We start from the raw sequence: 26,968 nt of genomic DNA on the forward strand, positions 1-26,968 counted from the left end.
TTTTCCCCTTCGTCCAGCTTTCGAGACTGACTTAGCATCGCGTGAACAATAAGTGATGGATTCTTAACGTGGCGTCGACTTTCAGTCGACGTTTCAGGGTTTGGCGACTGAAAGTCGCCACCACTTAATGTTCACGCGATGCCTACGAGAGGACGTGCGCTCCGCACGGATTTTTCCCCGTGGAAATCTACCCCCAGGAATCGTGCACTGATTGGATTAATGCTCTCGTCAAAGAAAATGCCTGGTTAAAGGAGAGCAAATGCGTTGTCCTGGACGCTTGGGCCGTCTTTAACGAATAGCCGTTGGAAGTGATTGTGCGTTCAGTTCAAGCAGTAGCGATTGGGAGACGATAAGTGAGATATGGAATTCTCTGCGCTCAAGATACGTTCGGCGGGGGCAGCATCGCGGCTGGTCTCGACGATAGTGCTAGGCGTTTGCCTAAATTGGGCAGACGTAAGTACTTGCTGCGCTCAGGGATCAGACAGCGTATTCGATCAGCCTAATAATTTTTCCACTCTGCCCGATATCGACGGTCTGTGGGAACTCCCGGCAGCTAGCGAATTGTTGCCGCCTGCGGTCATCGATATGGATCAAGCCCTTCAGGTCTGGAACGAATCGCAGGTGGATGCCCGAAGCGAAGGCATTGTTTTGCAGAATGAACTGCCTCAGCCGATGATCGCTGAACCATGGTGGTCAGTACCGATCAAGGATTCCATTCGGCCGGATTTGCATGCGTTGCCCATCGATCTTGATACCTTGTTTGCGCTGACGGCCGCTCATTCGGGGCGCGTCCAGGCTGTCGCACAGGCACCGTGGGTTAGCCAATCACAAGTTGAACAAGCTCAAGCAGCTTTCGATCCGACGCTGTTCAGCGACAATCGTTTCAACAGCACCAGTGACCCTGTCGAAAACTCGTTGACGACTGGCGGACCACCACGATTGCAAGACAACATCGTTGGCTTGGATTCGGGGCTTCGAGGGCAAAATCAACGAGGGACGGATTATCGCGTCGGACAGCGTTTTGGGCACAAGAATAGCAACTCGAATTTCTTCTCCCCGTCGGATCAGGGGACCGCACGGCTCTACGGGAACTTGACGCATCCACTGATGCGTGGCCGAAAAATCGATGTTAATAGAAGCTTGGTTCTGACGGCGCAGTTCGAAACGCAAGCTGCGAGAGCTGAGTATCAAGATGCTTTGCAAAAGCAACTGTTTCAGGTTGCCGACACCTATTGGTCTCTCTACACCGAAAGAGCCTCGTTTCTACAACGCCAAAAGCACTTAGCCCGAGCAAGTGAGATTGCGGAACTCCTATTGGCAAGGGAAGGCTACGATTCATCCAGTAGTCAAGTGCTCCGCGCGCGAGCCACCGTGGCCAATCGATTTGCCGACTTGGCTCAAGCAGATGCAAGCATCAGAAATCTCGAATCGCGTTTGCGAGCACTCATCAATGCACCTGAATTGACTGACAATCGGAACGCAGAGTTTCTGCCTCTGCAATCCGCAAGTCTTTTACCGTTTGAGTTTGCGATTGAAAATGAAGTCGCAACAGCCCTCGAAAGACGTCCAGAATTGGCTGAACTCGCTAGTAAACTGGCAGCTACCAATGTTCGGTTGCAGCTCGCTCGAGACCAATCCAAACCGACGCTGAATCTCGTTGCTGAAGGCTATGTTGCTGGGCTGCAGGGCCAATCCGATATCCCTGGTGCATTTGTTGATCAATTTTCAACAGGACGTCCCGGTTACGCCGCAGGTTTGGTTTACGAACGCCCCGTTGGCAATCGAGCAGCGACCGCTGCGGTTCGCCAGAGGCAATTCGAAATCGCTCAGCTCGGCCACTTGATCGACGAGGCGAAGGAAAACGTCCGAGCTGAAGTCGAAACTGCGGTCCGAAATGTCCAAGCCGCCAAGCAAGCCGCACTAGGCCGACAGCTCTCCGTCGACGCTACAAACGCTGAAGTCGAATCCCTGAAAGACCGCTGGCAAACACTCGGCAACGATCCGCAACTAGGCCAACTGCAACTGAACGATTTGCTTAGCAGCCAGGACCGTTTGTTACAGGAAGAGCAGAATCTGTTGCAAGCCTTGGTGCAGTACAACCTCGCGATACTGGAAGTACAACGTTCAACTGGTGTCCTGGTGCAGTTCGCCGAATGAAAGTAATTCAGCCGTCTGCGCGTCGGTCTTTTCGGGGCTGAATCTGTCGTAGCATTCACAACTCGACCCTCCCTTCAAGCTGGCAAGCCTGACGTAAGGGGCACAGGATGGAGTGCGAACGGGGAAGTTGGCGTTATAATCGCTATAGAACGCATTTCCTCTGTATCATCTCGACTCCTCCAAATTTGATCGCCCAGATCGTCGACCGACACGGCAATTAGGCCTTAGAGTTCTCCGAGCAAAGTCTTGGAATTTTTAACTCAATTTATTGCCCGTCCATGTTTTCCGAAGAAGTCATGTTTTCAACGTCACTTCGAATCAAGCTAGCCGGAGTCATACTCCTCTCGCTTGTGGCTGCACCGGTGTTTGCACAAACTGCCACCTATAACGACGCATACACGATCCAGGGCTTTAGCCAGCCAAACCGCGTTTCGCAAGTCGCGAGCGCCACGTCCGGTATCATTCTTTCTTTCAATGCAAGTGAGGGCGATCGAGTTCGTCAAGGCGACTGCCTAGTGCAACTCGATCACCGCATTCATGACGAAAAACTGGAACTTGCACGCGTTGCAAAAGACTCGCTCGGGGATTTGCAAAGTGCGGAAGCCGAACTCACTGCAAAAAATGCACGGCTCGATCGGCTCATTGAACTCTCAAGTCGCAACCACGCCACAGCCGTCGAGCTGATGCAGGCTCAGGAGGATTCGGCGATCGCACGCGCCAATGTACAGCGTGCAAAAGACCGTTTGGCTCAAGCGACAGCCGATCATGCCCGGCTGCTCGCGGAATCGAATCAGTTCTGGATCAATGCACCGTTTGATGGGGTCGTCGTAGAATTCGCCAAAGAAGTCGGCGAGTATGTCGGGCCCGGCGAGGCGGTGATCTGCACGGTTGCCGAGCTGGACACCTTGTGTGTTGAGTTCCTATTGCCCCGACACTACCGCGATAGTTTCAATGTCGGTGACGACGTCGATGTCGTCTTTACGGTCGCCAACGAAACAGTGCGTGGAACGATTCAGTTCATTTCACCGTTTCCGAATGGGGAGACCAATACGTTCAAGGTGAAAACTCGGGTCGACAACTCATCGGGTCTACTGAACGCCGGAGAGCGCTGCCAGCTCCGCGTCAATTCCGGCTCACCACCAAAATCCGATTCGCCGAGCAATTTACAACTCAGCCAACACAGGCTTTAAGCCGTAATAAACTCAGCTGATCGATTGTACGCCAGGCCTTCCAGCCTGATTTGATGGAATCCCTGACATGATGGATTTCAAACTCAGCCTAGAAAGGCTGCGGAACGTTTTTACCTTACCCACGAACAATTGCTCATGTCGATCACGGCGGAAACAATCGAAAGCATCCGAGCGCCGGAGGTTCGTCGGACGACTGAGTCTATCTCGGAAACCCATGATTGGTCCGTGCTGCTCGCCGGAAGTGGTGACGCTGGCTATATCCAATGGCGTTTGGTCGAGAAGGCATCAATGACGATCTTGGCCGCTTCGGCCAACCCAGATTCTACCTTCCGTACGCGTTCAGCAGAACTTGCTGAAGTTGCCATCCGAACGGGGCTGCGCCAGTCGTGTATCCTTGCCTCTCCCACAACGGCAATCCTCATCGCCGAGCCAATTCCGGCGATCGACAACAATTGTCTTTGCGTTAGCTTTCCCTGCCAAGCCAACGAACTCGACGAGAATGCCGTTGCTCGGCGAATTGCTATTGTGGCCAGAGCCGCCTCTCTATATTCAGCCACATCACCCGCAGCGACGACTCCCGTTGTTGCGCCGCCGGTTGACCTGCCTTCATGGACCGAACTGGCGAATTTGATAAGGAAAAAGCTGCTGGCAGGACCGAGATCAAGGTTCAATGTCTACCTTAGTACCTTATTCGCTTGCGTGGGGGTGTGCTTCATTCCCTGGCCACATTCGATCCATTGCGATGTGGTCTGTGAGCCAGTCGTGCGTCGCTACGTTGCGGCTCCGTATGACGCAAGACTATTGCGTTCCGATGTTGTTGTTGGGCAACAAGTCAAACAAGGCGATTTGCTGGCCACGCTCGACGGTGGTGAATTGCGCAGTCAGCTTGCGTCTGTCCAAGCCAAGCTTGCTCAAGCCGAACAACGTGAGCTTGCAGCGCTCTCAACCGGCGATCACTCGAAATCGGAATTTGAACGTCTTGAGGTCGAGCACTTGCGACGCGAATCTGAATTGCTTGAACGGCGGCAAAGGAACTTGGAGATTCGTTCGCCAATCGACGGCGTTGTCGTTACTGGCGATTTGGAACGAGCCGAGGGAGCGCCGCTTTCGGTCGGAGACAATCTCTTTGAGATCGCCAGCCTTGACCATCTGATTGCCGAAATAGCCATACCCGAGCAGGACATTTTGTTTGTCAGCGATGATCTGAGGGTGTCGATTTTCGTTGACGCCATGCCGGGAACGCGACTTGAATCGACCATTGAGCGGATTCATTTGCGCAACGAAATCCGAGACAACACCAGTGTCTTTATTGCTGAAGCGAACTTATCGAATGACGATGCTTTGCTCCGTCCCGGAATGATCGCCAAAGCAACGATCAATGCCGGGTATCGCGCAATTGGTTGGCAACTGTTCCGTCGCCCTTACAACGCGGCACGCCAGTGGGTTGGGTGGTAGTCCAATGTCGTCACTAGGTGATAATGCGGCTGCGGTGCCGGGCCTTCCAGAGTTGATGCCATTGCGTCGTGGTCTGTGCCTGCATCATCGCCGTGAATCTACACAGGTCGTTCTTGAGGACAATGTCCGATCGAAGTTCTATCGCCTCGGTGCGGTCGAAGCATTGTTTATCCAGAATTTGATCGAAAATGGCTCGACGGCTCACGCGTTCTCCAACGCCAGCCAAGTGGATGCCTCATTCACGATCGAAAACGCAGTCGGGCTATGCAAATGGCTTGCGATTAATGAATTGACGGCTGCGAACAGCGCGAACGGTGGGACGACGCCCGATCGTCCCGCGAAAGGGGCAAGCACGCCGAATCCATTCGCACTCGCTTTCTTTTGGAAGATTCCGATTGTCAATCCAGACCAGTGGCTTCAGACGTTAGTCCGGTATTTCGGTTGGCTGTTTTGCTCACAAGCCCTGCTCCTAGGACTTGCCTGTTTCCTGTTGGGCGTATTGCAGACATCGGGCAACTGGGCTGAGTTTTCCAACAGCTATGAGAACTTGTTCACTCCTTGGCGCGGCCTAACGCTGGCCCTCGCCTGGCTCGTTTTGAAAGTCATTCACGAGACCGCGCATGGTGCCACTTGCCGTCGCTACGGAGGCGAAGTCAACGAAGCCGGCTTTGCCATGATCCTGCTGATGCCGATCGCCTACGTTAACGTCACGTCCAGTTGGCGGTTCGCGTCGAGGTGGCAACGTCTGCATGTGACTCTCGCGGGAGTAGCCGCCGAACTGTTTATCGCTGGGCTTGCTTTAATCGCTTGGAACCTTTGCGACTCGCTGCCGCTAAAGCAAGCCGCTACGGATGTGGTACTGCTTGCGACCGTTAGCTCGCTGCTGTTTAACCTCAATCCGTTGCTCAAATTCGACGGATACTTCGCGCTCGCCGACGCAACGGGAATCGACAACCTTTATTCATTTGGTCAACGTTACGCCCAATACTTCGGTAACCGATACATTCTTGGGCTGGATGCCGAGGTGCCTACACTGCCGGGTTCACGTCCTGCCTGGATCAAACTCTATGGACTGTCGGCTGCTGTCTATCGCGTCTTCACGATTTCAGGTCTGCTGATTGCTGCTGCGGCACTCTTCAAGGGAGCTGGTATAGCCATCGCGATCGCGGGCGGATTCTCGTTCATTGTTCGACCACTTTGGACTCTTGCAAACCATCTTTGGAAGCTGCACGGCGAATCGGAATTGTCGCTCGCGCGGCTAGCGGTAAGATTGGGATTGCTGGTGTCACTTGTATTTGGGGCGATGTGGTTCGCCCCTGTCAGTTTCACTTGGACCGCCCCTGCCATCGTGCAATATGACCCACCTGCCGTTTTACGTTCGCGATCGGCAGGCTTCATAGCCGCGCTTCATGCGCGTGATGGTCAACCCGTTGTCGAAGGCCAAACGATTGTGACGCTTCGCAACGACGAACTGGAGCTTGAACTTGCAGGTCTTCGCAAGGAGCTCGCACAAACGGACCAAGAAATTCTTGCCGCGCAGTGGAATGCAGATTCTTCGAAGCTTGGCGACGCACAGTCTCGCAGAGCAGGTCTAGTCGAACAAGTTGAAGAGCTCCAGATCCAGGTCGACTCAATGGCGATTCGTGCACCGAATTCAGGCACACTGGTCGCTAGAAACCTTCACTTGCTTCTGGAAACTTACGTCGAAGCCGGACAAGAACTCGCTGTCGTCGGCCGAGAAGATTCGAAGCGTTTGAAAGTTTCCATCGCTCAAATAGATGTTAAACAAGCTGCGGAATGGATCAATCATCCTCTTCGAATCGTGGTCGATGACGCGCCTTCGATCACAGCAAGCTTTTCGCGAATAGAAACTCGCGCAGACGACAGCTCGCCTGACGACTCACTATTGGCTACCAACGGTGGCTCGTTGCCCGCAGTGCCTTCTGCCGAAGGCGCTGTCCATTTGATGGAGCCCCGAGTCAATGCCTACATCCGACTTACCGCTGCTCAAGCACTGCAACTGCGAAGCGGCAAAAGAGCTTACGTAAGTATCGGCAACAGCCAACAAACCCTTGGCGGAATCATTTATCAACATTGTTTTGATTTCATCGATTCTTTCTGATCGCGAATGCAACAGAATTTGAATCGCGTGGCACAAACCGGATGCGCCTTTGGCGTTTCGACAACAGCACGCTTCGCCGGCTTGGACCTTGCTTCGCAGCTATTTAGAAATCAAGATGTCGAAGGTTCCCTCCTTTCATTTCGATCCCGGAATCAGTTCGAGCCAGGCTCGAGCCGCCCGCCGACGCTGACTTTGAGACCCAGAAAGCTCGATTGCTCGAAAGCATCGTAAGATTTCAAGATTTCGACGGCGAACATCCTCCTCACCCCGTCCTAGGAACACTGACCCGAGAACAAATGATGCACTTACCAAGCCACCACACCACTAGCATCAAATCCGGTACACGCACCGATCGCGAGCAATCGATGCATGAAAAGATCGATAAAGCCGCCAAAAGTTAAATTTAGAGCACGCAGTCAGGTTTTGGATTCGACGACATCTCAAGAGCGAGCAAGTATGGAAAGTGAGAGCCGACAAAAGTCAAATGACGGAAGGCAGATTTCAGTTGCGGGAATGCTGGCATACACCGCACTGTGGGCATTGATCATCTGCCTTTCTCGCGAAGCCGTCAATCTACAGCAAGGCATCCATTCAATCGCACAGGCCCGACTGTCCGAAATTCTGATGCTGATTGTGACTGGGTTGCTTTTCGTGGCAATCGGGCTTCCGATTGCAATCGTAGTTGGGAGAACGCCGAAGGCGGTTCCAATTTCGCTCGGCTGTTTCTTGGTTGGATTCATTGCGATCCCCGTCCTGGTGGTAGTTTTGGTAACGCTAGGCAGTTTCGGCGTTATCGACCTCGATTAATGCGTGCCACCGAGAATCAGGTTTTCACGAGAGATCGCGTCTTTGCCCGCAAACTTCGGACGCGTCCACTTGTTGCTTTATTGGGAACGATGATAGGGCGGCGAGGAGCAAAAATTTGATGAATTTGAGCACCCGGCAATTTTTGGCCCCACGTTAACCCGAGAAGGCGTACGGCACTTGGTTGGGCTATCCGCAATATGGCCTCGTGGTGCCGGCGATCGTGATCTTTGTACTGGTTGATATCGTTTCCATCGTTGGTTTGCTCAGCAGTCGACCTTCGAGAACCGTCACCGCCGTGCCCGTTAAGTGGACGCGATCACCGGCAATTTCACAGCTCACCCTGCCGCCCCGGGACGACGCTTGGTAACCCACCAATGAAGTTTTCTCAAGCCGATTTGCCCAATACGGTGCCAAGCAACAGTGCGCCGAACCGGTGACGGGGTCCTCGTTGATGCCGCAACGAGGGGCGAAGAAACGCGAAACAAAGTCAATGTCACTGCCTCGGCAGGCGGCCGTCACCATCACACCACGTGTTTTGATCTCCGCAAGTGCGCCCAAGTTTGGCAGAAGTGATTCGACAATGCTCGAATCTTCGACAACCACCAGCAGGTCAAATTGGCTTTGCAAGACCGTCGCCTCCCGAAGTCCCAGCGCCTGGCATACCTGCTCGGCAACTATCGGATCGACATCTTCGGCGGCCGGCGTTGCGGGGAAGTCAAGCGTGATCCTTGAACCGGCCTTTACGCAACGCAACTCACCGCTGCGAGTTTGAAATCGAATCGGCAAACTGGTGTCGACTTGATTCTGTTCAATCAGAGTATGTGCGGAAGCAAGCGTTGCGTGTCCACACAAGTCGACTTCCGTCGCCGGGGTGAACCAACGCAGGCGAAAGCTATTTGCCTCAGCCGTTGGAACCACGAATGATGTTTCGGAAAGGTTCATCTCGGAAGCAACACTCTGCATCCACTGATCGTCTGGAAAGTCATCGAGAATGCACACGGCCGCCGGATTTCCTGCGAACGGTCGGTCGGAAAACGCGTCGACTTGCCATATCGGAATACCTGTTTTCGAACTCATTCAGGACTCTTCATGAATTTGGTGATTGGTAAATGTCCGCTGTTACCAAGGAGAGCAATTCAAGCCGATGTGGGTTCACGAAAGCCGAACTGCGTCCGGGCTTGAAAGCATCAGTGAAACGTCTGGAATCGATAAGGGCCGAGTAACCTCGGGCTACAGCAGGTTTCGGGTCCGTAACATGAAATCGAAAATTCACTTGATGATGGTGGCTCGCAGAATCTGCGGCAACCTAGTCGCGGTTGAACGGGCATTTCCGCATTCACGGTTGACGAGCAAGCAGGACGAGAATGCAACTACCATCGTCGATCACATTGATGCCGGCTTCTCGTGCCGATTGGCTCGCTTGTTCATCTTCGGCCCCGGGTTGCATCCGGATGTGTTGTACGCCGGCTGCGATCCCATCGGCGACGACTTTCCGAGTGACCTCGGGTGGCGTGATGATCGAGAGAGCTTCAGGGACGAGCGGCAGGTCGACGATTGACGGGTACGCGCGATGGTCTTCGATTTTGTCTTGTGCTGGATTGAGAGGGTAGGTCTCGCGTCCAGCGGCGAGCAGGGCGCGAAAGACTTTGTTACCGTACTTGTGCCTGCGATTGGATGCGCCGGCGACTGCATAGGTTTGGGCGGCGAAGAAACGTTCGATTGAGTTCATAATGTGTCTCGCTGGAGGGTTGGCTCTTCCGCAGAATCGGTGGGTTCAATCCCAGAGTTTTGCAGATAGGAAATTACCAACCAGCTGTTTTTTTCAGATTCAAATACCATTTTGAAAGCGATTCCCGATTCGGAACTGGATTTTCCGAGGTTTGAATTCCTGCGTCCAAACGGCTGAAAAAGGTCCATGACACCCTTCGGCGCACCCCGACCGTGATATCCCTGGCAAGTTGCGTTCCCGCAGAGACTGCTTCCGTTTCTCGCGACCGATTCAAGCTACCAGATGCAAGTCGCTCTAACAAATCATTCGGACGCCACCGCGATGCCTCCAAAAATCCAACAGCCCAGGCGTATCCCCGACTTTCCGGGATGAACCAAGAAGATCCCGCGTTCAGCAATTCCTACGAGACGACCGATGGTTACCCTTGGCGCCGCTATTAACCTTACGCCGGCGTCGAACTAGTCATGGGAACCGATTCAACAAACTGCTGCTTATTCCGGGGTTTTCAGGCCCAAACTCCGGCCACTTCACGCTGTCTTTTATCTGGCATTCGCGTTGTTTTTGCCATTCCTCCCGTCGCAGCTGTTTTGTGACTATGTTTTGTGGCCATTGATCTGAAACCTGACCGCAAATCTGAATTGCCCGAGTTCATGACCATCCAGTTGATAGTGACCCACGCGGGCGGTGCCCACAAAGATGAATTCCTTGCCTGTAGCTTGTTGGCCCATTTGCACGGGGTTCCGATCCAACGCCGCGACCCAACGGATGATGACTTAGCCGATCCATCGATCTGTGTCGTTGATGTGGGGGGTGTTCATGATCCGAGCCTCAATAATTTTGACCATCACCAGTTTCCACGCGATGCTCCGCCTCTTTGTGCCTTATCGCTTGTACTCCAGAGCATCTCACTTTACGAGGACGCGCTGTCGTTCTGTGCCTGGCTTCGTCCGGCGGAATGGCTCGATACGCTAGGCCCAAACGAAGCTGCCAAATTAATGGGGATCCCGCGTACTGCGTTGGCAGCACTCAATTCTCCGCTCGACATCACCTTGCTGAACCGATTCGCGAAATACACAGAACTCGACTCAGAAAGTTTGATCTACCAAGTCATGTGCTTGGTGGGCGAAGACATTGTCGACTACTTGCGGACCTTGCGCAAGCGATTGGACTACCTGAAAGAGCACAGCCAATATTGGACAATTGAAACCGACGGCGAACCGATTGTAGCTTTGTTCCTGGAAGATAGTGACACCATTTCCGATGATCCATCGTTCGGGATCTACGCGTTCATCGAGAGCGAAGGAAAAGAAGATGAGATTCATGCGACGGTATACCCTGATCGGCGTGGCGAAGGATACGGATTGGCTCGTTATAATGACAGCCAACGTTTAGATTTTTCACAGATCGAATCACACGAGGACGTTCGATTTGCTCACAAACGTGGCTTTGTCGCTAAAGTCAACACGACGGATCCGACGCGGCTGAAGGAACTGTTGCAACTCGCCGTGGTCACCGTTGTTGATCACGACATCGACTGCAAGATCGACGGCATCGGAGCGATGTCGCTGAAATCCGAGTTCGTTAAGAAGGCCTGACCGGCCGCGCGAACTACGGCCGAAGTCGCATCCCGATTAAAAGGTACGGTGATTGCAGTCGAGTTTCGTTGATTTCACTATCAACGAATTCGCTGAAATTGAAGCAACCGCTTTCATTTTCTTCACAATCACAGGGACATCGTCCATCATGAATTTTCGACCTAAGAATCTCAACGAACAAACCATCGTCATCACCGGCGCGAGCAGTGGCATCGGGCTGGCGACTGCCCGCGAGGCGGCTAGCCAAGGTGCCCAAGTTGTGCTCGTTTCACGCGACGAATCGGCATTACGGCAAGTCGTCGAGGAACTGCAAGGGGCCGGAGGCGATGCGATCGCGGTAACCGCCGACGTCGGTGATCCTGATGCCGTCAACGCGATCGCCGAAAGTGCGATCGCTAAGTACGGAGGTTTCGATACCTGGGTCAACAACGCGGGAGTGAGTATCTACGGTTTGCTCGACGAGGTTCCGGTCGAGGATCACCGGCGGCTTTTTGAAACGAATTTTTGGGGCACCGTATACGGATCGCTCGCTGCGTTGCCCCACTTAAAGGACAACGGCGGTACGCTAGTCAACGTGGGAAGTGTTCTGAGCGAACGGGCCATTCCGCTGCAGGGAATGTACAGTGCTTCCAAGCACGCCGTTAAAGGGTTCACCGACGCGTTAAGAACGGAAATGATGCACGCGAAACTTCCCGTCAACGTGACGCTAATCAAACCGAGCGGCATTGATACGCCGTACGTGGAACACGCCCGTAATTACACACACAAGGCCGCGACTCTGCCTGCACCGGTCTATGACCCATCCTTGGTCGCCGATGGAATTTTGTCTTGTGCGACGACCTATCGCCGCGAACTGACAATCGGGGAACAAAAGGCATATGAATGGTTGGAAGCCACCTTCCCGGGTTTAGCAGATCGAATGATCGCCCAAACGAGCGTCGGCCAACAACAATTGGAGCGGCCGCCACGCCATGCCGGTGATAATTTGTTCTCGCCTCCCCCAGTTTCGGATCCGCAACAGCGAGGTGAGTACACCGGTTACACGATGCCGATTTCGCCCTACACTTCGATCGCAAAACATCCTCTGGCAACGCTCGCGATCCTAGGAGGGGTGCTCGTCGGGCTCGGCGCTTTAACTCGCGTGAATCGTTGAAATCGACGAACCGTTCCGCTATCAAACGCAACGTAATTAAGGTTAGCCGCCAATCTATTCTGTGCGGAGAATCGCGAAACGTTACGTTATCAAGTTGCGGCTGTTCAGATAAGGTTAGCTGATTGAGTCGCAGAGGTACCGCGACCATTGCCCAAGTGACAGATTGCCAATTCCGCAACTACAATATCCGCTCACGGTCGAATTCGATCCTAAGCACCTCTCAGCAGAACACGTAGGCGAGTCTCTCCGAGACTCGTAGCATTCAACGTCTCGGAGAGACCCCAAGGCCTACTCAAAGATTTGGTCGTAACCGACCAATAGATTCCAAAGAATCCCAAACATCATCTACCAAGGCGTTATTCCCATGATCCATCCGCTCCACATCACCACCCACGTTTTACTCGCATCCGTGTTCGTCTTGGCGAGTTTCGGTCCCGAACATCACGTCGCCGCCGAAGGATTTTCGATCTCCCGTGAAGCAACTCAAGTCACGATCGAATACAACGGCGAGTTGGTTACCAAATATCACTACCAGGACACTGATGCGAGGAAGCCTTACTTCTGGCCGGTGATCGGCCCCCAAGGCAAACCGATGACGCGGGCGTTTCCGATGGAGCAGGTCGACGGCGAACAGCACGACCATCCCCACCACCGTGGAGTTTGGTTCGGCCACCAAGGTGTCGGAGGTTTTGACACGTGGCTGGAAGCCGCTTCGACGAACGTCAAAGGCGACAAACGAGACGAGTTCTTGGCCAGCTTGGGCACGATCGCACATACCGGATTCACGGAACTGTCAACGACTCAAGACCACGCCGTGATCCGCTCGACGAATGATTATCTGGACTCGTCCGGCACCCAGCTCATGGCGGATGAACGGTCGATGGTTTTCCAAATGAACGATGGCCAACTTGTGATGGACTTTGACATCAAGTTGGTGGCCAAGTACGGCGACGTCGAGTTGCAGGATATGAAGGATGCCGGGCTAAACGTTCGCGTCCCCACGTCCATGTCACTGACCCATGGCAAAGGGCACATCGTCAACAGCGAGGGAGACTTCGACGGCGCGACATGGTCAAAGGCCGCCACATGGGTTGATTACCACGGACCGGTCGAGGGCGAGCAACTCGGCATTGCGTTTTTGAACCATCCATCAAGCTTTCGCCACCCAACTCGCTGGCATGTGCGTGACTACGGGCTGTTCACGGCGAACGCCTTCGGCCCCAAGAGTCTCGACCCGAAAGAGACCTCCGGCACGTTCACCTTGAAAGCCGGTGAAGAGGTCTTGCTACGCCATCGCCTGATCTTCCACCAAGGCGATGCCGAGGCCGCCGGTATTTCAAATGCCTACAAAAAGTATGCGGAATAACGTCCTAGCAGCTAAAAAGAAAGCTAGAAAGGTACCACCCACGAATGGCAGAGTCGTTTGGGAGTGGTTGGGCATCGGCGTTTAAGATGTCTGCCTCCGGGCCGGCTATTTTGACAACCGGAATGAATCAACAATCAAAAGATTCTGCATTCGGTCGCTGGCGAGGAACGCTACACTAGAGACTTGGTCCGCAGGTTCCCACCTTTGAGCAGGTTATGTCGAGAGCGATTTGCTGTTTGATCACATTTTTGATCACCTTAGCGCTGGCTTCAGTTGATTGCGTGACGGGTACGTCCGACGACGCGATCAACTTTGATCAAGACATTGCACCGATTTTGCAGCGGCACTGCATTGAATGCCATGGCGAAGAGGAACAAAACGGAGGTCTACGTCTCGATCATCGGGAGGGAGCCTTTGGGGAGACAGACTCGGGCGAACAGGCGATCAAGGCGGGCGATCCAGGCTCAAGTGAATTGTTAATTCGCGTTTCCTCGACAAGTGAGGCGGACCGAATGCCCCCGGAGGGCCCGCCGCTGACATTTGAGCAAATCGACCGATTGGCGAAATGGATTTCCGAAGGTGCGTCTTGGACGGACAAGGCCGACGACCCGAGCCATTCGTCTGAGGAGACACATCACTGGTCGTTTCGAGCATTGACGGATGTGCGTCCACCGAGCGTCCAAGACGAATCTTGGCCGCTCGGCGGTTTGGATCGATTCATTCAGGCAAAACGTGAGGCGGCCGGTTTGGAAGTCGCCGTCGACGCCGATGCGACGACGCTGATTCGCCGTGCCACTTACTCACTGACCGGGCTTCCGCCGACGGCCGAGGAAGTTCGAAAGTTTTGCGAGCTTGCCGATTCTCCCCTCGGCAAACAGAGAGCGTTTTCGCGACTGGTCGATCAGCTCCTGTCGCGTCCGAGCTACGGTGAACGTTGGGGCCGTCATTGGATGGACTGGGTCCGATATGCCGATACCGCCGGCGACAACTCCGACTATCCGATTCCCCAGGCATATCGATATCGGAACTACGTCATTGAATCCTTCAATTCGGATGTGCCGTACGACCGTTTGATCGTCGAGCAAATCGCCGGCGACCTGTTACCAGCTAGTACACAGGAGCAGCGCAACCGACAAACGATCGCCACGGGTTACTTGGCGATGTCGCGTCGTTTCGGATCCTTGATCGAGCGATACCCATGGCATTTGACGATTGAAGACACGATTGACAATCTGGGACGCACGATGCTAGGCCTCACCGTTTCGTGCGCACGTTGTCATGACCACAAGTTTGATCCGATCACCACCCGGGACTACTACGGTCTGTACGGTTTCTTTGCCAGCACTCAGTATCCGTTGCCTGGGCTGGAATTATTCCAAGCCCAGCATCATTTCGTTCCGCTAGTTCCGCCGGAGCAGGTGCAGGATGTTGTGGGGCCACATCAGCCCAAGACCCAGAAACTGGCCAATGAGCTCGAGCGATTGCTTCAAGAGTGTCAACATAAATCGATCAAGAACGCGGTACTCCAACGTGAAACGTCGCTCGATCAGCAACGCCAAATGCGAGATGAACTTGATCGGATGCTTTTGAAGGCTCGGCAAGCCGGCGAGCGCCTCGCCGATCACCTCAAGCAAATTCCCGCCATGGAAACGGCCTACGCGGTACAAGAGGGTGAACCGACCGACGCAAACATCCAAATCAAAGGCGAGCCAGATCGTCCGGGAGCGACCGTAACGCGACGGTTTCCCGCCGTCCTCGGTGGCCAGGAACTCACCGGCCAGCAAGCGACGATGGGCAGCGGCCGGCTTCAATTAGCACAATGGATCGCCAGCCCAAAGAATCCGTTGACCGCCCGGGTGATCGTCAATCGGGTTTGGCAGCGACATTTTGGCGAAGGATTGGTTCCCACAACCAGCGATTTCGGCTTACGTGGTTCGCCACCTACGCACCCCGATTTGCTGGATTGGTTGGCGAGGGACTTTATCGAGAACGGGTGGTCGATCAAGCACCTTCATCGGACGATCATGTCCTCGCGAACTTACCAACTCGCCAGCCAAGATCTGGATGCGAATCTACCGGCCGATCCCGAGAACCATCTCTACTGGAAATTCAATCGGCAACGCCTCGACGCGGAATCGATTCGTGATTCATTGTTGTCGATTGGTGGATCGCTCGATCTCGCGCCGCTGAACGAGCCCCATCCGTTCCCCGATCCGAAGGCTTGGAAGTTCACTCAACATCATCCATTCAAAGACAATTACGACAGCGATAAACGCAGCGTGTACTTGATGAGAAAGCGGTTGACCGCCGATTCCTACTTTCAGACTTTCGACGGACCCGATCCGAATGTCTGCACCAGCGATCGCGACGCGTCGATCACCGCCTTGCAGGCACTGTACTTTGTCAACGATGAGTTCGTGCACATGCAAGCGGACCGATTCACAAGCAAATTGTTGGAACAGGTCGGAAGTGATTCCGAACGTATCGAGTATGCGACGTTAACCATCCTTGGTCGCGAACCCAGTCTCGACGAAGTCGAACTCATTTCGCGTCATCTTGCCTCCGTTGAGCAGCAATTAGGCGGCGTGTCGAATACAGCCAACCGCAGTGGCGGCGTCTCGCACTCGGCCTGGACGAGTCTTGTTAGAAGTCTTCTTCGTTTGAATGAGTTTCTCTATGTCGACTAGGCAAATTCCCAATCACGCTGCTTTGAATCGTCGTGCGTCGATTCGATCGATGGTCGGCGGTTCGTTACTGATGCCGGGTCTGATCTCGCAACTGCTCGCCGGCGATGGCGATCCCATCGCCACCGGGATCCATCATGCACCTCGCGCGAAGTCCGTGATATTCATTTATGCGACCGGCGGCGTTTCACACATCGATACGTTTGACCCCAAGTCGCCCACCGGTGGACGCGACGGAACCGGTTCGGATCGACTGATGGGGAATCTATTCGGATCTCAGCGGAACCCACGCTGTGGCACCGAAGTGAGCAATCTTTTCCCTCACCTCCGCGAAGTGATGGATGAAGTGTGCGTGGTCCGGTCGATGAAAGCATCGCATTTCGATCATTCCGAAGCCACCTTGGGGATGCACACCGGATCACCGACTTTTGCCCGTCCGAGCATGGGATCATGGGTCAGTTACGGCTTAGGAACGGTCAATCAAAATTTACCCGGTTTCATCGTGATCGCCCCGCATCTTCCCTATGCCGGTACCCAGGTCTACGCGAGCGATTTTTTGCCCGCCTCGCATCAGGGCACGCGAGTGTTACCGGGTGATCATCCGATCGCCAATTTAACGCCGCCTCGAAACAGCGCATCGTTACAAGAATTGGAATTGAAATTGGTCGACTCGCTCAATCGCAAACATGCCGTCGAGCGGCCCCACGACGATGCTTTGGCTGCGCGGATTCGTTCGTTCGAAACCGCGTTTCAAATGCAGCAGGCGGCTCCCGAAGCATTCGATCTGAGCGGCGAACCGGAGGACGTTCGGCGTCTCTATGGGCTGGATCGCAAAACGAAAGGCCCGGCCGCCGATTTCGCATGGCAGTGCTTGGTCGCTCGTCGCTTGGCCGAGCGAGGCGTTCGATTCATCGAGCTAATTGACACGGGATCCCGTCCGAACTGGGACTCGCACGGCGAAATGAAAGAACACGCCGATCTTGCCTACAATGTGGATCAACCGACGGCGGCCCTGATCACCGACTTAAAACGTCGAGGCATGTTGGACGAAACGATCGTTCTTTGGGCGACCGAGTTTGGACGCACGCCTACCCGGGAAGGAAAGAACGGCCGCGGGCATCACCGGGACTGCTTCAGTATCTGGTTGGCCGGAGGCGGCTTCCGTGGTGGTCACGTTCATGGCGTGACAGACGAAATCGGAAAGTATACCGTTGAAAATGAAGTCGAAGTCCACGATTTACATGCGACGGTCTTGCATCAATTGGGAATCGATCACACCCGACTGACGTTTCGCCACGCCGGACGGGATTTTCGCTTGACCGATGTGCACGGCCGCATCGTGAGCGATCTGATCAGTTAAACAACAATTCTTTGACAAGCACCTGTTCGATCGGTAAGAACACGGATCTCTCGGGTCGGTTGCGTTTTCTTACTTGTATCGATGCGACCGGCGTTTCCTCTCGAGTGTTTCCAAGCGATTGGCAATCCGCATTCTGAATTTCGGTGATCACTTCGGCGTACGCAGAGGATTTGCTTGAGTACGGCAATGTGATGATAATGGGGCATTACTAAATTGTTTACGCTCTGCACTCCCTATTGATCCCCAGCGATGAAACCGGTTTCCAATGTTCTGTTGAATGTCTTCGTGATTTGCTGGCTTTGCGTTTCAATCAGCGCCGCCGAATCGACAGCGCCCAATATTCTGTTCATCCTCACCGATGATCAGGGCTGGGCCACGCTGAGTTGTTATGGTTCGCAGAAGGTCCCCACGCCGCATTTGGATCGTCTTGCCAGCGAGGGTGTGAGGTTCACCGACGCGTACGTCATGCCGCAGTGCACACCGACTCGTGCGGCGTTGTTGACCGGGCAGCACACAGCGCGAAGCGGAATGTGGCATGTCATTCCGTGGTACGGCCAGCCCTGGGCGCGGATGACTGAGCCCGCCTATCGCGAGCAATTGCCGCGAGAGTGGCCGATACTGCCCAAAGTGCTGCGTGATCACGGTTATTCGACCGGCATGGCCGGCAAATGGCATCTCACCAATAACGCCGACGGCAACTATGTGGAGTTAAAGGACGGGAACGCGTATGGTTTTGACTTCGTCGCTTCACGCGGCCCAGGGTCACAAAACGAAGGAGACAAATGGGTCGATCATCTAACCGACTCTGCCATCGGCTTTATCCGCGAACATAAGGACAAACCGTGGTTTTTTTACCTGGCTCATCACACACTCCATGGCGTCGTATCGGCGCCGGCCGAACTGGTAGAAAAACATCGCGACGCGGGCACACCCGAGACGGGTATGTTCAATTCGACTTACCTTGCCGCGATCGAGCATCTCGATAATAGCATCGGTCGACTCATGGCCGCGCTTGATGACATGCAACAGCGAGAGAACACGATCGTCGTATTTCTTTCCGATAATGGTGGCGTCGATACCGTTTATCACATCGGAAGTGAAACCCTAACAATCAATCGTCAGGAGTTCGACAACGCGCCGCTGCGTGCCGGAAAAGGTTCGCCTTACGAGGGCGGTATCCGGGTGCCCTGCATCTTGCGATGGCCCGCGAGCGTGCACGCCGGTCAGACGATCTCCACGCCCGTTCATGTGACCGACTGGATGCCGACGCTGCTCGCTGCGGCGGGTTGCAGCGAAGCGGGCATACCGGACTGCGATGGCACCAACCTCGTACCACTTTTGCAAGGCGAACGAATTCCGGAGCGTCCGTTATACTTTCATATGCCGCTCTACGATCTCCGCTGGGCCGTGACGCCCTGCGCCGTCATTCGTGAAGGAGATTGGAAGCTCATTGAGCACTTCGGAGACTCGTTCGATGTCGACGCTCGATACCAACGGGGACGAAAACTCGAACTTTTTAACCTTCGCACTGATCTCGGCGAGTCTCGGAATCTTTCCGACGCGGAAAGCGACCGCGCCGACGCCATGAGATTCAAACTCCATGCTTGGTTAGAATCCATCCCCACACCTATCCCAGCGGAAAACTCTCACTTCGATCCTCATAAGCAGTTTGACGAGACCAAAGTGAAGCAGGCGTGGAACCGGTAACATGTTCCTATCCACCGCTAGGCAGTCGTCTGCAAACAAGTTGCCCCCGAGAGTAGCCATTGTGAAAAGGCCAGCCGTTCTTACGATCGTCATCCTCTTGTTCAGCGGCATAACGTGCAAGAGTGAGGACAGTTTTAAACTCGATCCTTCGTTGCGAAATTTCTTCGGCCAGCATTGTTTGGATTGTCATTCCGACGGTACCAGCGAAGGAGGTTTGGACATAAACGCGTTAAGCGAAGATCTGACCGATGCCGAAACGATGCGGCGATGGGTGTTGATCCACGATCGTGTGGCCAGCGGTGAAATGCCTCCCGATGAAGATTCGCTCACCGATGAAGCGAAAAACCGATTCATTGATCAACTTGCCGGGACGCTTTACGACGCCGATTCCGCCCATCGCGAAGTGGTGCTGCGGCGACTCAATCGCGTCGAGTACGAAAACACCTTGCGTGATCTGTTCGAATTACCGCACGTCGATATTAAAGAAATGTTGCCCGAGGACGCGAAGTCGCACGGATTTAACAACATCGGCGAGGCATTGTCGGTTTCCACCGAACAGATGATGGTTTATTTACAAGCGATCGATCACGTCTTGGATGAAGCCATCGGTCCGCCCGAGCGTCCGGAAACTCGAGTGAAGACATTAAATCTAAAGGAGTCGGCTCAAAGGGCCTTGGGGAAATTGTTTCGCGATGAGCCTGACGGCGTGGTCTTGTTCAGTTCCGGCTATTCGCCTTCGCAATTAAAGGGTTTCGATACTCGCGTACCGGGATGGTATCGCTTCAAAATTCATGCCAGAGCGTTTCAGTCGGATCGGCCGATGACATTGCGAGTCTACGCCGGCGATGTGATCGGAGGCCGCGGTGAAAGCTGGCTGGCCGGTTACTACGACGTCGCGCCGGGAGAAGCGTGGACGGTGATCGAGTTGGAGCAACGACTCGAACCCAGAGGCAGCATTCAAGTCACAACCTATCGCAATGGTGGCCATGAGACCAACGCTGCGGAAACCGATCGTAGTGGAATCCTGATCGGCGATGTCCAGTGCGAAGGACCGATCATCGATGCATGGCCGCCTCCGAGTCGTGTTAAGTTGCTCGGTGACGTCGATCCGGACACCGCCACGGCCGAGGATGCGGTGGCAATCCTGAAACGGTTTCTGCCTTTCGCGTATCGACGTACGACTGAGCCGCAAGAAGTTGAGCCGTTCGCGAAACTGACGCGGCGAGTACTCGATGACGGGCGGCCATGGACCGAGGCGCTGCGTCAGGGAATGAAAGCTATTTTAATCTCGCCCGAGTTTTTGTTTCTTGAAGAACCCACTCGCAACCAAATCAGCGATTTCGCGATCGCGTCGCGGCTATCCTACTTCCTATGGAAGTCGATGCCCGATGCTGAGTTATTGAGTCTTGCCGCACGGGGCCATTTGTCTCGGCCGGATGTCTTGCACGCCCAAGTCGAACGCTTGCTCAACGATCGGCGAGCCGAGCGGTTTGTTGAGGACTTCACCGGCCAATGGCTCGATCTGTACGACATCGACTTCACCGAGCCCGACAAGCATTTGTTCCCTGAATACGACGATATCCTTCGGGCATCGATGCTAAGTGAATCTCGCGGTTTTTTTCGGGAGATACTTGCGAACAATTTGAATGTGGGTGAGTTCCTGGATTCCGACTGGACTGTTTTGAATAGCCGCTTGGCCGAACATTACGGCTTGCCTGATGTCGAAGGCCTCCATGATCGTCGCGTGAAACTATCCCCCGACAGTCCGCGTGGTGGCGTGATGACGCAAGCGGCGGTATTGAAAGTCACCGCCAACGGGACGAACACCTCGCCAGTTTTGCGCGGGATCTGGATGCGAGAAAACGTATTCGGAGAACCGGTTCCGCCTCCTCCGGCGGGCGTTCCGGCGGTCGAACCCGATATCAGCGGTGCGACGACGCTGCGAGAACAACTTGCCAAGCATAGTGATTCGGCATCCTGCGCCGGTTGCCACGACAAGATCGACCCACCCGGATTTGCTCTGGAGCGATTCGACCCGATCGGTGGTTGGCGTGATTGGTATCGCAGTACCACCGTCGGTGAGCCGATCAAAGATCGTTTTGCCGATTCGCCGATCAACAAGGTTCGCGTTCGATATCGCAAGGGACTCCCTGTGGACGCAAGCGGCGTGACTCCCGACGGTCACGCGTTCGAGGACTTCCGCGAATTCAAAAGGATCTTGGCGGCCGATCAGGAACCAATGGCATACAATCTTGCCGAGAAACTATTGGCATTTGGCCTTGGTCGCACCACTGGGTTTTCCGATCGCCCGACCCTCCAAAAAATCGTAGCCAAGACTGCCGACGACAACCATGGCTTCCGAACATTGATCCACGAAGTCGTTCAAAGCGACGCGTTTCGTAAACCCTAGCTCGACTTTCGGATTCGAGCCTCCCCGATCATTCGAACTTGGATCGTCTCTTACCAAGGACAACCGAATCATGACTAACCGCCGTCGATTCCTTCGCGCTTCGGGGGTCTTGTTATCCCTGCCCTGTTTGGAAACCTTCGCCGCTCCAGCAACCACAAGTTCACCACGACGTCGCACCGTCGCGATCAACATCGGGCTCGGTCTGCATGGCCCCAATTTGTTTCCGCAGAAACCCGGTAAAGACTACGAGTTGACGCCATATCTTCGTGAGCTTCAAGATTTCCGAAACGACTTCACGATTCTTTCGGGTACATCGCATCCGGGCGTCGATGGCGGTCACTCGGCGGAGAAATCGTTCCTCACCGCGGCTCCCCATCCCGGCAGTGCGAGTTTCAAGAACACGATCTCGATCGATCAATTGCTCGCTGAGAAGGTCGGTGCCCAATCACGATTCGGTTATCTCGCGTTGAGCCTTTCCGGACGCAGTTTATCCTGGTCCCGCAGTGGTGTTGAACTGCCCAGTGAAACGCGACCATCGAAGTTGTTTGAAAAACTTTTCCTCGACGGTAAACCGGACGAAAAGCAAAAACAACTTCAACGACTTCGCGACGGTCAATCGATCATGGATACGGTAAGTGAGAACGCCCGCCGCATGTCGCGCCGCGTCAGCCGCCGTGATCAACAAAAGTTGGAACAGTACTATTCCGTCGTCCGTGATACCGAACAACGTTTGCAATCGGCCGAGCAATGGGAGCACGAACCCAAGCCCGATGTCGACCGGCCGATACCGAAGGACATCAGCGACAAGACGGAAATCATCGGGAAAGCTGAGTTGATGTATGACCTCATGCATTTAGCGATCGCAACCGACAGCACTCGGGCGATCACGTTCTTTAGCAATGGCATCAACGCGGTTCCCAAAATTGCGGGCGTCACCCAAGACTATCACAATCTATCCCATCACGGCAAAGATCCCGAAAAGATCGAAGAGCTGACCGTAATTGAAACTCAGCAGATGCGGGCATTCGCCGGCTTCGTTCGCAAGCTTCGTGATACTGATGAGGACGGCGTCAGCTTGTTGGACCGGACACAGATTCTGTTCGGATCGAACCTGGGTAACGCCAGCAGCCACAACAATCAGAATCTGCCGATCCTGCTCGTTGGCGGCGGTTATCGTCATGGGCAACACTTGGCATTCGACCCCGAGAACAATCACCCGTTGCCGCAATTGTTTGTCACGATGCTGCAACGAATGGGTGTCGAAACGGATGCTTTCGCCGGGATCACCGGCACGCTGCCGGGCTTGGAATTGGTTTAGCGGTCGGGAACCAAGTAAGCCAACAGATCCGCCATCGCCTGAGGGTCGATCAGCTCGTCGAACCCGTCGGGCATCAGTGATCGACCGGTGTGGATGATCTGTTCGATATCCGTTCGCAGCACCGTTTCGGATTGTTTTTCACCTCGCCGAAGCGTGAGGGTGGTGGTGCCCTCGTCGACGATCATGCCCGATAGGATTCGTCCGTCGAGCGTCACCAACGTATAGTTCAAGTATTGCGGATTGACTTCGCGATTCGGATCCAGCACCGCGGTGATAACCGTTTCGACCCCACGGGCTTGAATCGCGGCCAGATTCGGTCCCAGTTCATATCCATGACCGTCGACACGGTGACAAACGCTGCATTGTTGCCGAAAAATTTGTTTGCCGTTGTCTGGGACGCCCTGAAGTTCGTTGAGTGCTTCGCGATACCGGTTAACGATTCCTTGGTGACGTGTTTGGTCCGCATCCGAACGGTTTGCCAAAACGCTCTTGATAACGATCCGAGTTGGGTCTTCACCGCCATTGGCTGCAAAACGTTGGCGAGCCGCCAATTGTTCTAGCAACGGTTTTCGAATCGATTCCGCGTCCTTCTCGGAAAACGTCGGATCGGTTTCGATCAGACGTAACATCTCCGTCGCCTCCGCACCGATAGCCGTCAAGACCGCCGCTCGCATCCAACGATCGTTTGAATCCTTTGCCAACAGTTTCACCAAGTCGGCTGCCCGACCGGCATAGGAGGTGGTGCCTAGAGTGAAGGCCAGTTGATAACGCACTTCGAGAGACGGATCATCCAACAATCCGATCAGACCACCCAAGACGTCATCGCGTATACCAACGTTCTCTGATAAACGCACCGCGTGGCGACGTACCTGAGGATGCTGGTCTCTTAAAGCTGCAAGGATCGTAGACTCGTCAAGTTGTTCGAGTCCGTCCAGGGCATACATCGCGTGCATCCGTCCCAGCGGTGATTGAGAACCAATGGTCATGTCTCGCTGCGGACCAACGGCGTTGGGGTCTTGTCGTTCAAACAACAAACGAGCGGCCGTTTCACGATGCCACGCATTTTCGTGCCCTAGAAGGGATACCAATTCCGTCGTCGGCATTTTCCGGAGTGAAGCCTGCGAACGTGGCTTAAAACCGATGGGAACGATGCGATAGATTCGACCGCGGTTGCGACCGGACGTGAGGTCAAGATGGCGTTTGATCTCCGTTGGCAACGACAGGGGGTGCTCGATGACTTCACGGTACATGTCGATCACATGCAATGATCCATCGGGCGCGTTGGCAAATTGTGCCGGGCGGAACCAAGTATCTCGTGAGGTGACGAACTCATGATCGACGTCGATCCGTCGGGCGATCCATTCCAATCCGTTTGACTCGAGCTGTTTGCGGTGAATCAAATTGCCGCCGACATCGCCGACGAACGCGAATCCTTTCCATGACGCGGGCCACGCGTCGCCCCGATAAATCGTGACACCGGTTGCCCCGGTAAAGTAGCCTGCCGCTCGGCCGCCCCCTTCGATCGGTCCCTTGGCTTGGCCGGACACGCGGAGCCGCGTTCGCACAATCCGCCACGGTTCCACGGGGCTGGTTCGGAAGACTTCGGCTTGAGGGCCATCGGCGGCGATCGAAACTCGAGCCGCTGGAGCAGCGGCAAACGGATTGCCGGCGACGTAACGATCTTCGTACATGACCTGTTGGATGTGGTCGCTGTTGGACGAAACAAACTTACGTCCCCAGTCGTCAAAACTCATGCCGTGTTGGGCCGCCCCACTGGTCGGTTCGAATCGATACGTCCGTGGGTTGAGAGCGAGATCACGGCCGCGGATTGAAAACCCTGCTTGTTCGGCCGGTGCGTGTGGGTGTCGAATGTCGCCGCCCACGCTGCTGCAGGCGATGTGAATGCGGTTGTCCAATCCCCAACGAAACGAGTTCAACAAACCCTGGACGTTCGAGGTGCCAAACCCGGTCAGGACACGTTGCCGAAGGTCAGCCTTTCCATCCCCATCGGTATCTTTGAAGTACAGCAAGTCGGGTGCGTCACCGACGAACAGGCCGCCGTCATAGGGAAACATGCCGGTTGGCCAAGACAACCCGCCGGCGAATTCGGTACGAGTGTCATAAACGCCGTCGTCATTGGTATCGATCAACTTGGCGATTCGCGAGATCCCGTCGTCGCGGTTTTCGCTATAGCCTCGCATCTCGCAAACATACATGGCACCATCAGCGTCCCACTGGATCTCGACCGGGCTGGCAAGCAACGGTTCCGAGGCAACCAGTTGGATCTGAAAACCATCGACGATGTCGAATGTCTCCAGTGCAGCGGCGGGTTCGGTCGGCGCGATTCGCGGAAGTTCGTCCGAGTAGTCCACCTGTTGGGCATGCAACGTCAGGCTTACGATCACCACCGAAGCAAAACTAAGAATGCTTTCTACGACGGCGAAGTTCCATTGCGATCGGATCATTGACTTGCCTCCTTCGCTTCAAGCAACTGTCGTATCCCCGACATCAGCACCGTCTCGGCGGCGGGGGCGACGTTCGAAGCCCGTTCACTGGTTTCATATCCGCCTTGGTCGTAAGCGACTGCGCTGCCAATGTAACCTGGCCCATAGTCGCCATACGCGGCCATGGCGACACGCAAATCGGGTCGCATCGCTTTGGCCGCGAGTTGGTATTCGACGAACAATTCACCCGGCATATGCAAGACGCGAACGTCCCCCACCGTCAAACACGAAAGTTCAATTTTGTGGCCGCTTTGGCATCGCATCAACCAAGCGAGTTTGTCGGGACCGCCCCAATAGCTGATCCCATCCCAAGCGTTCAATTCTGCGGTGAGCGTGTCGCGATCCAAATGGTTTGCCGGAGGCAGCGACACGGGCGCGACCGACCAATGGATGTCGTTCGCGTCGATGGCAAACTTCGTGGTCGATTCGAAAGACTCCCGCATCGCGTCGGCCACCCGCGAAGCAAGGATCAATCGATTCTCGTTTGAGCCATCGTTATACTTTCCTGCGCCAATGTTGCCTCCGGCACCGTTGAAATGAACGTACATCGGGCCGGGGGAGTCTTGGCTGCGGATGAACCGAGCGATGCCAGGAAAGTCAGGGCTGGGGATACCGGTGCGGTAGTAGCTTTGCGGGTGACAGGCGTAATAGCTGAGCACGGCTAGCGGCTTGTCATCGTTCCAAAACGACAACGAGCTAAGGACAGGATCGATTGTCCCGTCCGGCAACGCCCGCAGCTTGGGATCTCGTGTGGCGGTGTAGCGGGTCGCGATGACCTTACCTGATTCGTCTTGAATACGTCGGTTCGACGCCACCTGATGTACGTCGGCGGAGCCAAAGCCCGCGTGCGTGATCGGTTGTGCCTGGGCAATGGCCGCTTCGATCGCGACCGCCAAACGATCCAAGACCTCGCGAGCAAATGAGCCGTCATGTGCCCCTAAGTTCGACGCGCCGACTTGATGCAAGAGCATCTCGGCACCGAAGTCGGAACGTGGGGCGTCGTGTTGGTGCAGCGTATGAACAGCCACGTGAGACGGTGTCGTTCCGGCCGCTTCGGCGATTCGACTGCGGAACCGATCATGGCTTTGATTGGCGATTCCGATCCAGTCGACGGCGCACAACACGATCGGTTGTTCGGTCCCCGTCAAAACAATGCCGCGACAACGCAACCCCAACTCGTCGACACGACGAACCCGATCGTAAGCCATCATGAACCCGACGGGCGGCGTCACATCGATATCGAACGAGGCCAATGAAAGTGTCTGCCGAGATGAATCGCTGGTGATGATATCCGACGCGGAGTCGGATTCATCGGCGATCACCGTCGATCCAGAGATTCCGATAAAACACCAACAGATCGCGACGAAGACAAGTCGCGACGAAAACGAAGTGCGAGATAGATCATTCATTG

Annotated in this window: 18 protein-coding genes and 2 pseudogenes; 15 read left to right on the plus strand and 5 right to left on the minus strand. The window is 54.7% G+C overall.

Features of this window, described 5'->3' with window-relative positions; genetic code table 11:
- Positions 1–360 precede the first annotated feature (360 nt).
- Entirely contained in the window at positions 361–2,157 is a 1,797-nt protein-coding gene (locus tag Pla100_RS05375; RefSeq protein ID WP_146576688.1) for a TolC family protein, read from the plus strand.
- 296 nt (positions 2,158–2,453) lie between these two features.
- Positions 2,454–3,347 (plus strand): efflux RND transporter periplasmic adaptor subunit, encoded by an 894-nt coding sequence (locus Pla100_RS05380; protein ID WP_231602752.1) that lies wholly within the window; start codon positions 2,454–2,456, stop codon positions 3,345–3,347.
- Positions 3,348–3,601: 254 nt separating this feature from the next.
- Here the strand turns inward: Pla100_RS05380 and Pla100_RS30355 are convergent, their stop codons facing one another.
- Positions 3,602–4,018: a hypothetical protein gene (locus tag Pla100_RS30355; protein WP_197167719.1), complete on the minus strand. Its 417-nt coding sequence runs from the start codon at positions 4,016–4,018 to the stop codon at positions 3,602–3,604.
- A 91-nt stretch (positions 4,019–4,109) separates the two neighbouring features.
- Here Pla100_RS30355 and Pla100_RS30360 point away from each other — a divergent pair, with 91 nt between their 5' ends.
- The 4 genes from Pla100_RS30360 to Pla100_RS05400 all read left to right on the plus strand — a co-directional run bounded on the left by Pla100_RS30360 (position 4,110) and on the right by Pla100_RS05400 (position 7,731).
- Complete coding sequence (locus Pla100_RS30360) at positions 4,110–4,802, plus strand: efflux RND transporter periplasmic adaptor subunit (protein ID WP_197167720.1); 693 nt, start codon at positions 4,110–4,112, stop codon at positions 4,800–4,802.
- A 4-nt stretch (positions 4,803–4,806) separates the two neighbouring features.
- Positions 4,807–6,924 carry a biotin/lipoyl-binding protein gene (locus Pla100_RS05390; protein ID WP_197167721.1) on the plus strand — a complete coding sequence of 706 codons (2,118 nt, stop codon included), beginning with the start codon at positions 4,807–4,809 and terminating at the stop codon, positions 6,922–6,924.
- A gap of 143 nt (positions 6,925–7,067) precedes the next feature.
- Positions 7,068–7,325, plus strand: a complete 258-nt coding sequence (locus Pla100_RS32375) for a DUF1569 domain-containing protein (protein ID WP_390620576.1) — start codon at positions 7,068–7,070, stop codon at positions 7,323–7,325.
- Positions 7,294–7,731 (plus strand): hypothetical protein, encoded by a 438-nt coding sequence (locus Pla100_RS05400; protein ID WP_146576692.1) that lies wholly within the window; start codon positions 7,294–7,296, stop codon positions 7,729–7,731. Before Pla100_RS32375 ends, Pla100_RS05400 begins: the two co-directional genes overlap by 32 nt.
- 186 nt (positions 7,732–7,917) lie before the next feature.
- Here Pla100_RS05400 and Pla100_RS05405 read toward each other — a convergent pair whose 3' ends face one another.
- Positions 7,918–8,808 (minus strand): PhzF family phenazine biosynthesis protein, encoded by an 891-nt coding sequence (locus Pla100_RS05405; RefSeq protein WP_146576693.1) that lies wholly within the window; start codon positions 8,806–8,808, stop codon positions 7,918–7,920.
- A gap of 259 nt (positions 8,809–9,067) precedes the next feature.
- A complete protein-coding gene (locus tag Pla100_RS05410) occupies positions 9,068–9,460 on the minus strand; it encodes a CoA-binding protein (protein WP_197167722.1) in 393 nt (130 codons plus the stop codon).
- A gap of 650 nt (positions 9,461–10,110) precedes the next feature.
- Here Pla100_RS05410 and Pla100_RS31490 point away from each other — a divergent pair.
- From Pla100_RS31490 to Pla100_RS05450, 9 genes and pseudogenes are all read left to right on the plus strand, one after another.
- A pseudogene (locus Pla100_RS31490) lies at positions 10,111–10,299 on the plus strand (MYG1 family protein); the annotation flags it as partial.
- A 681-nt stretch (positions 10,300–10,980) separates the two neighbouring features.
- Positions 10,981–11,055, plus strand: a pseudogene (locus Pla100_RS31495) (PhnA domain-containing protein); the annotation flags it as partial.
- 148 nt (positions 11,056–11,203) lie between these two features.
- On the plus strand, positions 11,204–12,208 hold the full coding sequence (locus tag Pla100_RS05420; RefSeq protein WP_146576695.1) for an SDR family oxidoreductase: 1,005 nt from the start codon (positions 11,204–11,206) through the stop codon (positions 12,206–12,208).
- A gap of 364 nt (positions 12,209–12,572) precedes the next feature.
- Complete coding sequence (locus tag Pla100_RS05425; protein WP_146576696.1) at positions 12,573–13,574, plus strand: DUF6807 domain-containing protein; 1,002 nt, start codon at positions 12,573–12,575, stop codon at positions 13,572–13,574.
- A gap of 236 nt (positions 13,575–13,810) precedes the next feature.
- On the plus strand, positions 13,811–16,261 hold the full coding sequence (locus Pla100_RS05430; RefSeq protein ID WP_231602753.1) for a PSD1 and planctomycete cytochrome C domain-containing protein: 2,451 nt from the start codon (positions 13,811–13,813) through the stop codon (positions 16,259–16,261).
- The gene (locus Pla100_RS05435; RefSeq protein ID WP_197167724.1) at positions 16,251–17,618 is read left to right on the plus strand and encodes a DUF1501 domain-containing protein; all 1,368 of its coding nucleotides are present in this window, start codon (positions 16,251–16,253) and stop codon (positions 17,616–17,618) included. The genes Pla100_RS05430 and Pla100_RS05435 overlap by 11 nt, the downstream gene beginning before the upstream one ends.
- 249 nt (positions 17,619–17,867) lie before the next feature.
- On the plus strand, positions 17,868–19,325 hold the full coding sequence (locus tag Pla100_RS05440; protein WP_146576698.1) for a sulfatase: 1,458 nt from the start codon (positions 17,868–17,870) through the stop codon (positions 19,323–19,325).
- 151 nt (positions 19,326–19,476) lie between these two features.
- A complete protein-coding gene (locus Pla100_RS05445; protein ID WP_197167725.1) occupies positions 19,477–21,735 on the plus strand; it encodes a DUF1592 domain-containing protein in 2,259 nt (752 codons plus the stop codon).
- Positions 21,736–21,805: 70 nt separating this feature from the next.
- Positions 21,806–23,053, plus strand: a complete 1,248-nt coding sequence (locus Pla100_RS05450) for a DUF1552 domain-containing protein (protein WP_146576700.1) — start codon at positions 21,806–21,808, stop codon at positions 23,051–23,053.
- On the opposite strand, the gene Pla100_RS05455 is transcribed toward Pla100_RS05450, so the two are convergent.
- Both Pla100_RS05455 and Pla100_RS05460 read right to left on the minus strand, forming a co-directional pair.
- Positions 23,050–25,518 carry a PVC-type heme-binding CxxCH protein gene (locus tag Pla100_RS05455; protein ID WP_146576701.1) on the minus strand — a complete coding sequence of 823 codons (2,469 nt, stop codon included), beginning with the start codon at positions 25,516–25,518 and terminating at the stop codon, positions 23,050–23,052. The two genes, Pla100_RS05450 and Pla100_RS05455, sit on opposite strands and share 4 nt — an antisense overlap.
- Positions 25,515–26,966 (minus strand): hypothetical protein, encoded by a 1,452-nt coding sequence (locus tag Pla100_RS05460; protein ID WP_231602754.1) that lies wholly within the window; start codon positions 26,964–26,966, stop codon positions 25,515–25,517. Before Pla100_RS05460 ends, Pla100_RS05455 begins: the two co-directional genes overlap by 4 nt.
- Positions 26,967–26,968 lie beyond the last annotated feature (2 nt).

Source organism: Neorhodopirellula pilleata (assembly GCF_007859915.1).
Lineage (GTDB): Bacteria > Planctomycetota > Planctomycetia > Pirellulales > Pirellulaceae > Rhodopirellula > Rhodopirellula pilleata.

Bases quoted from the DNA above. Each gene is read 5' to 3' on its own strand.
- Pla100_RS05425 (WP_146576696.1), top strand. From the start codon at position 12,573: ATGATCCATCCGCTCCACATCACCACCCACGTTTTACTCGCATCCGTG.
- Pla100_RS05390 (WP_197167721.1), top strand. From the start codon at position 4,807: ATGTCGTCACTAGGTGATAATGCGGCTGCGGTGCCGGGCCTTCCAGAG.
- Pla100_RS05440 (WP_146576698.1), top strand. From the start codon at position 17,868: ATGAAACCGGTTTCCAATGTTCTGTTGAATGTCTTCGTGATTTGCTGG.
- Pla100_RS05380 (WP_231602752.1), top strand. From the start codon at position 2,454: ATGTTTTCAACGTCACTTCGAATCAAGCTAGCCGGAGTCATACTCCTC.
- Pla100_RS05455 (WP_146576701.1), bottom strand. From the start codon at position 25,518: ATGATCCGATCGCAATGGAACTTCGCCGTCGTAGAAAGCATTCTTAGT.
- Pla100_RS05450 (WP_146576700.1), top strand. From the start codon at position 21,806: ATGACTAACCGCCGTCGATTCCTTCGCGCTTCGGGGGTCTTGTTATCC.
- Pla100_RS05460 (WP_231602754.1), bottom strand. From the start codon at position 26,966: ATGAATGATCTATCTCGCACTTCGTTTTCGTCGCGACTTGTCTTCGTC.
- Pla100_RS05400 (WP_146576692.1), top strand. From the start codon at position 7,294: ATGAAAAGATCGATAAAGCCGCCAAAAGTTAAATTTAGAGCACGCAGT.
- Pla100_RS05405 (WP_146576693.1), bottom strand. From the start codon at position 8,808: ATGAGTTCGAAAACAGGTATTCCGATATGGCAAGTCGACGCGTTTTCC.
- Pla100_RS05410 (WP_197167722.1), bottom strand. From the start codon at position 9,460: ATGAACTCAATCGAACGTTTCTTCGCCGCCCAAACCTATGCAGTCGCC.
- Pla100_RS05420 (WP_146576695.1), top strand. From the start codon at position 11,204: ATGAATTTTCGACCTAAGAATCTCAACGAACAAACCATCGTCATCACC.
- Pla100_RS05435 (WP_197167724.1), top strand. From the start codon at position 16,251: ATGTCGACTAGGCAAATTCCCAATCACGCTGCTTTGAATCGTCGTGCG.
- Pla100_RS05375 (WP_146576688.1), top strand. From the start codon at position 361: ATGGAATTCTCTGCGCTCAAGATACGTTCGGCGGGGGCAGCATCGCGG.